This window comes from Pseudonocardia sp. McavD-2-B, from assembly GCF_024124365.1.
Taxonomy (GTDB): Bacteria; Actinomycetota; Actinomycetes; order Mycobacteriales; family Pseudonocardiaceae; genus Pseudonocardia; species Pseudonocardia alni.
The window spans coordinates 1-9,311 of the sequence record NZ_JAMXSG010000242.1 but is presented as its reverse complement, the minus strand read 5'-3'; the positions used below and the strand labels follow the sequence as shown (position 1 = coordinate 9,311).

Here is a 9,311-nt window from a genome sequence, read left to right as displayed (position 1 = left end):
TCCTCCGCGCCGAGGCCGATTCCGTCCAACGGCGCGCGCACCTGCGTGGCCAGATGCTGTTGCGAGCCTCGCAGTCCTTCACCGACACGAGCACCGTGCCCGACGTCCGAGCGCGCATCGACGAACTAGTCCTGTCCGGGCTCGCCGCCGCGGCCCAGTCCGCGCACCCCGGCGCCGCGGACGCCCGGCCGTTGTCCACGACGGTGGAGTTCCTGCGCCCGGTGCAGGTCACCGACCGGCTGCGGGCCCGCACCGTCGCGATCCGCGACGGCCGCCGCTTCCGCACCCTGGGCACGGAGCTGCTGCTGCCCGACGGGCGGACCGCGGTGCGCGCCGTCGGCACCGCGCTGCGCCGATGATCGCCCGGACGGGTCGTCGCTGTTAGCGTCGTCACCGTCCCCGGCTCGGAGGTGCGCACGTGTCGACCCCGCAGGTCCCCGCCCCACGACCCCACCGGATCGCCGTCATCGGGTCCGGACCGTCCGGCCTGTACACGGCCGAGGCGCTGCTGGCGGGTGACCCGTCGGTGCACGTCGACGTGATCGACCGGCTGCCCGCGCCCTACGGTCTGGTCCGGTACGGCGTCGCCCCCGACCACGTGAAGATGAAGTCGGTCATCCGCGCGCTGGTGCGGACCTTCGACGACAGCGACCGCGTCCGGTTCCTCGGCAACGTCCACGTCGGCCCCGGCGGTATCCCGGGGGAGGCGCTGCGGGAGCACTACCACGCCGTCGTGCACGCCACCGGCAGCGCGGTCGACCGCGACCTCGGCGTCCCGGGGGAGGACCTCGCGGGCTCGGTCGGGTCCGGTGCGTTCGTGTCCTGGTACTGCGGGCACCCCGACGCGGTCGGTCCCGGCCCGCTGCTCGACCGCCCCGGCGTGGTCGTGGTCGGCGCGGGGAACGTCGCCGTCGACGTCGCGCGGGTCCTGGCCCGCCCCGCCGACGACCTCGCCGCCACCGACGCGCACGACGCGGTGCTCGACGCGCTGCGGGCGAGCGCGGTCACCGACGTGCACGTACTGGTCCGGCGCGACCCGCTGCACGTGAAGTTCACCCCCGCCGAGCTGCGCGGTCTCGGCGGCCTCGACGACGTCGACGTCGTGGTGCACGACGGCGGCCTGCTCGCCGCAGACGTCGCCGAGCCGGAGGAGCGCCGGATGCGCCAGAACATCGAGATGCTCACCGCATGGGCCCGCCGGTCCTCCACCGGCGCGCCCCGGCGGATCCACCTGCGGTTCCTGCGGTCCCCGGTCCGGCTCGTCGACGACGGGACCGGCCGGGTCGGCGCCGTCGAGATCGAACGCAACGCCCTCGGCGACGACGGCCGGGTGCGCGGCACGGGGGAGCGGGAGACCCTGGAGGCGGGCCTGGTCGTGCGGGCCATCGGCTACGCGGGCGAGCCCATCGAGGGGCTGCCGTTCGACGCGGCCACCGGCACCGTCCCGCACGAGGCCGGACGGGTGCTGCTCGGCGGGGAGCCGGTGCGCGGCAGCTACGTGGCCGGGTGGATCAAGCGGGGCCCGACCGGGGTGATCGGCACCAACAAGGGCGACGGCGCGCAGACCGCGGAGTCGGTGCTGGCCGACCTGCCTGCCCTGTCGGCGCCGCCGCGGCCGGGCGGCGTCGCCGTCGTCGAGCGGATGCGCTCCTACGGCGTCGACCCCGTGCTGTGGGAGGACTGGCTGCGCCTCGACGCCGCCGAGCTCGCCCTGGGGGAGCGGCGCGGCGGCACCGACCGGGTCAAGATCGCCGACCGGGCGGAGATGCTCGACGCCGCCCGCAGCCGCAGCTCACGGTCGTAGCGGTCGGTTCCCGCGCGGCCGCCGTACGGCTCAGTACGGGTCGACCGCCATGACGCAGGACATCGCGCCCATGCCGCGGGAGAAGTCCTCGGCCTCGTCGGGGGTCATGGACATGGTGCAGGTGACCGAGCTGTAGGCGACACCCTCACGGACGTCGACGCAGAACTCGCGCAGCGTGCGGCCACAGCCCTGCAGCGCCGAGGCGATCTGCATGACCCCGGCCATCCCGTCGCCGGTGACGACGGTGTGCCGGCGGGGCATCCGGGACGCGATGTCGGCGGCGCCACCGGACCCGGTGGGGAAGGAGAAGGTGGTGGTGGGACGGTCGGCGGTGATGCTCATGATCGTGTGGCTCCATGCGTTGCGCGAGAGAGAAGCGGGAACGCGAGCCAGGTCTCGTAAAACCTCACCGCGGTGTGCGGGAGGGAAGCGCCGGGATTGCGGCGCGGGCGCGTCGGCGGCCTGGATCAGCCGACGCGCAGTGCTACTACCGCGAGAAGTCGTGCGGGCAGCGCTGCGGCCGGAGCAAGGGTGTGCTCGACGGTGCGCATGACGATCACAGTAGCAACCGGATGCGGCCTGCGCCACAGGGGATGCCCCCACTAGCCTCATCGGTGTCCGCCACGCCCTGACCCGAGGGGGAGCCCCACCGTGATCACCGCGATCGTCCTGGTGCACACCGCCGCCGACCGGATCCCCGAGACCGCGCAGGCCATCGCGGACCTCGACGGCGTGTCGGAGGTCTACTCCTGCGCCGGTGACGTGGACCTGATCGCGATCGTCAAGGTGCGCGAGCACGAGCAGCTCGCCGACGTGATCGCCAGCCGGCTCAGCCGGATCGACGGCGTCGTCGGGACCGACACGCACATCGCGTTCCGCTCCTACTCCAAGGCCGACACCGACGCCGCGTTCGCCATCGGGCTCGACTGAGCCGGCCCCCGCGGGTCAGGCCGACGCGAGCTCGGTCGAGAGCGCGGCCCAGCGGGCCAGCAGGTCCGCGGCCGCACCGGAGTCCACCGCCTCGGCGACGGCGTCGAGTGCCGCCCCGACCGACGCGGTGAGGTCGGCACCGACCCCGCGGTGCGCGGCGAGCGCCCCGGCGGCGTTGAGCAGCACGGCGTCGCGCACCGGCCCGGTCTTGCCGGCCACCAGGTCGCGGACGACGGCGGCGTTGACCCGCCGGGTGCCGCCGCGCAGGTCCTCGGCGGTGGCCACGCCGACCCCGAGGTCGGCCGGGTCGAGCCGTTCCTCGCGCACGGTGCCGCCGTCGCTGATCCAGACGGTGCTGCGCCCGGTGGTGGTCAGCTCGTCGAGCCCGTCGTCGCCGCGCACCACCAGTACCGACTTGCCGCGCCGGGCGAAGACCTCGGCCATCGTCGCGGCGTGCCGGGGGTCGGCGCAGCCGATCAGGCCGGTCTCCGGCTGGGCCGGGTTGGACAGCGGCCCGAGCAGGTTCATCGCGGTCGGGACGCCGAGCTCGCGACGGACCGCGCCGGCGTAGCGCATGGCGGGGTGGAAGGACTGCGCGAAGCAGAACGCGATCCCCAGCTCCGCGGCGCACCGCTCGACCGCGGACGGGGTCAGCTCGATCGCGACGCCCAGCTCCTCCAGCACGTCGGCCGTCCCGCACTGCGACGACGCCGCGCGCCCGCCGTGCTTGACCACCGGCGCACCCGCCGCCGCGACGACGATCGCCGCCATCGTGGAGATGTTCACCGTGTGCGCCTGGTCCCCGCCGGTGCCGACGACGTCGACCGAGCGCCCGGGCACGTGCACCCGCAGCGCGTGGGCCAGCATCGCGTCGGCCATGCCGGAGATCTCCGCGGGCGTCTCACCCTTCGCGCGCAGCGCCACGAGGAATCCGGCGAGCTGCGCCGGGGTCGCCTCGCCGGCGAAGACCTGACCCATCGCCCAGGTCGCCTCGTCGGCGGTCACGTCCTCGCCGCGCATCAGGCGGCCGATCACGGAGGGCCAGGTGGGTGCGCTCACGACGTGAGGTGTCCTCTGTCTCGCTACTGCTGCTGGGTCAGGGTGCCGGGCCGGTGGTCGCGCAGGACCTGCGCCACGACCTCGGCCGCCTCGATCGGGTCGAGCGGGTGCACGAGCACGGCGTCCGCCTCCGACCAGGTGGCGAGCCAGCGGTCGTCCCGGCGGCGGACGGTCAGCACGATCGGGGGGCAGTCGACGATCTCGTGACGCAGCTGCTTGGCCACGCCCATCCCGCCGGTCGGCTGAGCCTCGCCGTCGAGGACCAGCAGGTCGGCCTCACCGGCGTCGCAGGCCGCGAGGACCTCGGCGATGCCGGCCGCCTCCACCCAGCGCACCCGGCCCACGTCCGGCGCGGGCCGCCGCCCGACCGCCTCGATGATGCTCTCGCGGACCTCGGGACGGTGGCTGTAGACCAACACCGTGCTGGTCCCCGTCACCGATCCGGCCGCGCTGCCGATCTCTGCCGCTCGTCCGCTCACGCCGGCGATACTAGGGGAACCCTCCGTCGGCCCCGAACGTTGTCGAGTCGGCGGTCCGGGACGGGGCCGTCCGGCGCCCGCCCGGTCGCCCCGACCAGGCGAAGAGTTCGGTGATCATGGGGCCCGTTCGCCGATCGTGATGTGGCGAGGGGTATCCCGACAAGCCGTAGAAGTTCGGCTCGGGTCATAATGCCCGACGTGACGACAGCGGCACCCAACATCAGCGCGCGGATCCATTCGCTGAACCGCCCCAACCTGGTCAGCATCGGCACCATCGTCTGGCTCTCCAGCGAGCTGATGTTCTTCGCCGGGCTGTTCGCGATGTACTTCACCGCGCGGGCGCAGAACGACGGCCCCTGGCCGCCGCCGCCCACCGAGCTCGACGTCCCCTACGCGCTCGCGATCACGATCGTGCTCGTGGCGTCCTCGTTCACCTGCCAGTTCGGCGTGTTCGCCGCCGAGCGTGGTGACGTGTTCGGCCTGCGTCGCTGGTACGCCCTGACGCTGGCGATGGGGACGTTCTTCGTGCTCGGCCAGGCCTTCGAGTACTACACCCTGGTCACCTCGCACGAGACGACGATCGCGTCGAGCGCCTACGGGTCGGTCTTCTACCTGGCGACCGGCTTCCACGGGCTGCACGTGGTCGGCGGCCTGGTCGCGTTCGTGTACCTGATCATCCGCACGAAGCTCAGCAAGTTCACGCCCGCCCAGGCCACCGCGGCGATCGTGGTGTCGTACTACTGGCACTTCGTCGACGTGGTGTGGATCGGGCTGTTCGCCACGATCTACTTCATCCGCTGACCGATCGCGCCGCCCGTTCCCTGACAGCACCCGCCACGACGTCGAGGTTGGAAGACCCCCAGCGATGACCGAGAACCAGAACCCACCACCGGCCGACCGGCCGGACGAGAAGGCCGGGGGCCGCACCCGTCCGCACGGCAAGATGAAGCGCCGCATCGCCGGCGCCCTCGCCATCGGGCTGGGCCTGCTGTCCGTCGGTTTCCTCTACGCCGCCTTCGCGCCGCAGCCGCAGGTCGCCCAGGCGCAGCAGGACACCGCGCTGATCGCGAAGGGCGAGCAGCTCTACAACAACACCTGCATCACCTGCCACGGTGCGAACCTGCAGGGCGTCGAGAACCGCGGCCCGAGCCTCATCGGCGTCGGTGACGCGGCGGTCTACTTCCAGGTGTCCTCGGGTCGTATGCCGATGGCGCGCCAGGAGGCCCAGGCGGCCCGCAAGCACCCGCTGCCGATCTTCGACCCGGAGACCCAGGAGGGCCGGGCGAACCTCGAGGCGCTGGGCGCGTTCGTGCAGGCCAACGGCGGCGGGCCGGTCACCCCGGCCGCGACCGGCGAGGCCCTGCGCGGCGACGACCCGGGCCGCGGCGGTGTGCTGTACCGCCTGAACTGCGCCTCGTGCCACAACTTCACCGGTGTCGGCGGCGCGCTGTCGTCCGGCAAGTACGCTCCCGCGCTCGAGCCGGCCAGCGAGGAGCAGATCTACACCGCGATGCAGACCGGTCCGCAGAACATGCCGCGCTTCTCCGACCAGCAGCTCACGCCGCAGGAGAAGCAGGACATCATCGCGTACATCAAGTCGGTGAACCACGCCAACGACCCGGGCGGCTACTCGCTGCTGGGTCTCGGTCCGACGGCCGAGGGTGTCTTCATCTTCGCCGTCGTGATGTCCGGTCTGGTCGGGTTCGCCATCTGGTTGGGGGCGAAGAGTTGAGCAGCGAAGTCAGCACCGGGTCGGACCGTCGTCCGACCAAGGAGGAGCTCGACGCGATGTCGCCCGAGCAGCTGGCCCGTCTGGCCGGTGAGCTCGACGAGGTCGAGGTCGTGCACAACACGCCGGCGTTCCCGATCCCGGGGACCCGCGCGGAGAAGCGCGCCGAGCGTTCGGTCGCGCTGTGGTTCGTCATCTCGGCGATCTCCATGATCGCCTTCGTGGTCGCGTTCATCGCGTGGCCGTGGGAGTACGTCAACGTCGGCGAGCCCGGCCACGCGCTCTACAACCTCTACACCCCGGTCATCGGCTTCACCTTCGGGTTCTCGGTGCTCTCCATCGGCATCGCGGTCATCCAGATGGTGAAGAAGCTGTTCCCGGACGAGACCTCGGTCCAGCAGCGCCACGACGGCCCGTCCACCGACGTCGACCGCGCCACCTTCCTGGCCCAGGTCGCCGACGCCGGCAAGGGCACCACGATCGGCCGTCGCAAGCTGATCATCCGCAGCGCGGGCCTGGCCGCGGCCGTCGCCGGTATCGGCACCGGTGTCGTCGCGCTCGGCGGCATCATCCGGAACCCGTGGGCCGAGGGCGACGACGCCCCGCTGTGGCACACGGGCTGGCGTCCGGAGAACGGCGAGACGGTGTACCTGCGCACCGACACGGGTATTCTCTCCGAGATCGCCCGAGTGCGACCCGAGGACATGGAGCCGGGTTCGATGATGACCGTCTTCCCGTACCGCGAGAGCGAGCGGGGCAACGAGGAGGAGCTGCTGCACGCGCAGCGCGCCTCGGACGCGCCGGTCATGCTCATCCGTCTCCGCCCCGGGACCGAGGTCACGAAGCGCCCCGGGCAGGAGAACTTCAACTATGGTGACTTCTACGCCTGGTCGAAGGTCTGCACCCACCTCGGGTGCCCGACCTCCCTCTACCAGGCGCAGGACAACCGCATTCTCTGCCCGTGCCACCAGTCGCAGTTCCTGGCCACGCAGGACGCCGAGCCCGTCTTCGGGCCCGCCGCCCGGCCGTTGCCACAGCTGCCGATCACGGTGAACGAGGAGGGCTTCTTCGTCGCCCGCAGCGACTTCGTGGAGCCCGTCGGACCCGCGTTCTGGGAGAGGCCGAAGACGACATGAGTTCGATCACGACACCCACCACCTCCTCAGGTGGCCTCGCGGCCAAGGGCGGCGCGGCACTCGACCAGGCGGACCAGCGCTACCACGCGGCCGCCGGACTGCGGAAGCAGTTCAACAAGGTCTTCCCGACCCACTGGTCGTTCATGCTGGGCGAGATCGCCCTGTACAGCTTCATCATCGTGCTGCTGTCGGGCACCTACCTGGCGCTGTTCTTCGACCCCTCCATGCAGGAGGTCGTCTACAACGGGCCGTACGACCCGCTGCGCGGCGTCCACATGTCGCGGGCCTACGAGTCCGCGCTGGAGATCTCGCTCGAGGTCCGCGGCGGCCTGTTCATGCGTCAGCTGCACCACTGGGCGGCGCTGCTCTTCGTCGCGGCGATGATCATCCACATGTTCCGGGTGTTCTTCACCGGCGCGTTCCGCAAGCCGCGTGAGGCCAACTGGACCATCGGCGTCGTGCTGATCCTGCTGGGCACCTTCGCCGGCTTCACCGGCTACTCCCTGCCGGACGACCTGCTCTCGGGCGTCGGGCTGCGGATCGCCTCGGGCATCACGCTGACCGTGCCGATCATGGGCACCTGGGTGCACTGGGCGCTGTTCGGCGGCGAGTTCCCCGGGACCGAGATCATCCCGCGGCTCTACATCATCCACGTGCTGATCCTGCCCGGCATCATCCTCGCGCTGATCGCCGTGCACCTCGGCCTGGTGTGGTACCAGAAGCACACCCAGTTCCCCGGCCCCGGCCGGACCGAGAACAACGTCGTCGGCGTGCGGATCATGCCGCAGTTCGCGGCGAAGGGCGGCGCGTTCTTCTTCGTCGTCGCCGGTGTGCTGGCCCTGATCTCCGGGCTGTTCCAGATGAACCCGATCTGGCACCTCGGCCCGTACGACGCCTCGCACATCTCCGCCGGTTCGCAGCCGGACTTCTACATGCTGTGGTCCGAGGGCATGGGCCGGATCTTCCCGCCGTGGGAGTTCTACCTGTTCGGGACGTACACGATCCCGGCGGCGTTCATCCCCACCGCGGGCTTCCTGCCGGTGCTGTTCGTGCTCGCCGGGGCCTACCCGGCCATCGAACGGCGCTTCACCGGGGACGACGCGCTGCACAACCTGCTGCAGCGCCCGCGCGACGTCCCGGTCCGGACTGCGCTCGGCGCCATGGCGATCTCGTTCTACCTGTGGCTCGTGATGTGCGGGTTCAACGACTGGATCTCGTACTTCTTCCACATCTCGCTGAACGCGACCACGTGGGCCGGCCGCATCGGTCTGCTCGTCGTGCCGCCGATCGTGTACTGGGTGGCCTACCGCTGGTGCCTCGGTCTGCAGCGGTCGGACCGCGCGGTGCTGGAGCACGGCATCGAGACGGGCATCATCAAGCGGCTGCCGCACGGTGAGTTCATCGAGGTGCACCAGCCGCTGGGTGGCGTCGACTCGCACGGCCACGCCATCCCGCTGGAGTACCAGGGCGCCTCGGTGCCCAAGCGGATGAACCAGCTCGGGTCGGCGGGTGAGCCGGTCTCCGGTTCGCTGCTCACGCCGGACCCGGTCGAGGAGTCCCGTGCGCTGGCCGTGGCCCGCCACGAGGCCCACGAGCGGGAGCTCGAGGAGTCCCGCCGGCGTCACGAGGCGCGCGCGGAGCTCGAGTCCCGCAGCAGTGAGCTCGCGGGCCGCCCCGACGATGGTGGTCGTCCGCAGCAGCCGCGCGACTGAGCACGGCCCGGGCCCGGCCCGGAAGCACTCCACGGCGGCCCCGCCGGAGACACGGTCTCCGGCGGGGCCGCCGTCGTGTGCCGGTGCGCCGTCGTGCGTCCGGCGGGGGCCGCCGTCGTGTGCGGGCTGCGCGTGGTCGGACGCCGCGTCCCGTGTGTCCGGCCACGGGGTCGTCGGCCGGGGGCGCCGTCGTGGAGGACCGTGGCCCGCCGGGCTCAGATCCCGGCGGGTTCGTCGGGGGAGCGGTCACCGGTGCGGTGCGACGCCTCCCGGGCCCGGTCGGCCCACTCCCGCCAGGCACCCCCGCCCCACGCCGGCTCCGCCCACGGCGGGTCGCAGTACACCAGCCGGGTCCCGCCGGTGGTGAGCCAGCGGTGCAGGACCCGGACCTCCTCCGACGGGGCCCCGCGCAGCGGCCCGTCGCCGGGCAGGACCGTCTGCGCGCCGGTCCGCAGCGCCTCG

10 protein-coding genes and 1 pseudogene are annotated in these 9,311 nt (G+C 72.2%); 7 read left to right on the top strand and 4 right to left on the bottom strand.

The annotated features are described in order from the left end of the window. Positions 1-359, top strand: a 359-nt coding sequence (locus NH602_RS24145; protein ID WP_253068977.1) for a hotdog fold domain-containing protein, incomplete at its 5' end; no start/stop codon positions are given. Between the two features lie 59 nt (positions 360-418). Then, positions 419-1,804 (top strand): FAD-dependent oxidoreductase, encoded by a 1,386-nt coding sequence (locus tag NH602_RS24140; protein WP_253068976.1) that lies wholly within the window; start codon positions 419-421, stop codon positions 1,802-1,804. A 30-nt stretch (positions 1,805-1,834) separates the two neighbouring features. On the opposite strand, the gene NH602_RS24135 is transcribed toward NH602_RS24140, so the two are convergent. Further along, positions 1,835-2,146, bottom strand: coding sequence for a hypothetical protein (locus NH602_RS24135; RefSeq protein WP_073574280.1), 312 nt, complete (start codon positions 2,144-2,146; stop codon positions 1,835-1,837). 309 nt (positions 2,147-2,455) lie between these two features. Here NH602_RS24135 and NH602_RS24130 point away from each other — a divergent pair, with 309 nt between their 5' ends. Then, positions 2,456-2,734: an Lrp/AsnC family transcriptional regulator gene (locus NH602_RS24130; protein WP_060711495.1), complete on the top strand. Its 279-nt coding sequence runs from the start codon at positions 2,456-2,458 to the stop codon at positions 2,732-2,734. Positions 2,735-2,749: 15 nt separating this feature from the next. Here the strand turns inward: NH602_RS24130 and trpD are convergent, their stop codons facing one another. Beyond that, positions 2,750-3,793, bottom strand: coding sequence for an anthranilate phosphoribosyltransferase (gene trpD / locus NH602_RS24125; RefSeq protein WP_253068975.1), 1,044 nt, complete (start codon positions 3,791-3,793; stop codon positions 2,750-2,752). Between the two features lie 23 nt (positions 3,794-3,816). Next, positions 3,817-4,212, bottom strand: coding sequence for a response regulator (locus tag NH602_RS24120; RefSeq protein WP_020625131.1), 396 nt, complete (start codon positions 4,210-4,212; stop codon positions 3,817-3,819). Positions 4,213-4,461: 249 nt separating this feature from the next. Here NH602_RS24120 and NH602_RS24115 point away from each other — a divergent pair, with 249 nt between their 5' ends. From NH602_RS24115 to NH602_RS24100, 4 genes are all read left to right on the top strand, one after another. After that, the gene (locus NH602_RS24115) at positions 4,462-5,073 is read left to right on the top strand and encodes a heme-copper oxidase subunit III (protein WP_062396094.1); all 612 of its coding nucleotides are present in this window, start codon (positions 4,462-4,464) and stop codon (positions 5,071-5,073) included. Between the two features lie 64 nt (positions 5,074-5,137). Further along, a complete protein-coding gene (locus NH602_RS24110; RefSeq protein WP_073574278.1) occupies positions 5,138-6,004 on the top strand; it encodes a c-type cytochrome in 867 nt (288 codons plus the stop codon). Beyond that, positions 6,001-7,137 (top strand): ubiquinol-cytochrome c reductase iron-sulfur subunit, encoded by a 1,137-nt coding sequence (locus tag NH602_RS24105; RefSeq protein WP_237453677.1) that lies wholly within the window; start codon positions 6,001-6,003, stop codon positions 7,135-7,137. The genes NH602_RS24110 and NH602_RS24105 overlap by 4 nt, the downstream gene beginning before the upstream one ends. Continuing rightward, positions 7,134-8,849 carry a ubiquinol-cytochrome c reductase cytochrome b subunit gene (locus NH602_RS24100; protein WP_073574276.1) on the top strand — a complete coding sequence of 572 codons (1,716 nt, stop codon included), beginning with the start codon at positions 7,134-7,136 and terminating at the stop codon, positions 8,847-8,849. Before NH602_RS24105 ends, NH602_RS24100 begins: the two co-directional genes overlap by 4 nt. A 215-nt stretch (positions 8,850-9,064) precedes the next feature. Here NH602_RS24100 and NH602_RS24095 read toward each other — a convergent pair. Further along, positions 9,065-9,311, bottom strand: a pseudogene (locus NH602_RS24095) (hypothetical protein); the annotation flags it as partial.